The organism is Pseudomonas sp. SIMBA_068, from assembly GCF_046534705.1.
GTDB lineage: Bacteria > Pseudomonadota > Gammaproteobacteria > Pseudomonadales > Pseudomonadaceae > Aquipseudomonas > Aquipseudomonas putida.
In genome coordinates this window covers 1-270 of the sequence record NZ_JAWRYI010000568.1, presented here as the reverse complement: position 1 = coordinate 270, position 270 = coordinate 1, and the positions used below count along the sequence as shown (strand labels likewise).

1 protein-coding gene is annotated in these 270 nt (G+C 58.1%); it reads left to right on the top strand.

All coding sequences use genetic code 11. From position 1 onward, the window contains the following. Positions 1 to 253: diguanylate cyclase (locus tag SB756_RS30445; RefSeq protein ID WP_410913289.1), on the top strand; the 253-nt coding region annotated here is incomplete at its 5' end. Positions 254 to 270: the final 17 nt, after the last annotated feature.

Below are 270 nucleotides of genomic sequence, written 5' to 3'. Positions count from 1 at the left end.
GGATGAAACCAGCATCATGTTGCTGGCAGAGCAGATCAGACAGGGGATTGCCCTGCTGCGGCTGCCGGCTTCATCCACCTTTCAGTGCTCGGTGAGTATCGGGATTGCACCGGCATGCGATGCGGCGACAATTCATGAATGGCTGAGATGCGCCGATGAGGCGCTGTATCAGGTCAAGCGCGCCGGACGTAACGATGTGCAGGTGTGGCATTCCGGCACGCTGGAAACGCTGAGTGAAGTCAGGGGCAGTTAACAATGCAGCCTGAGACC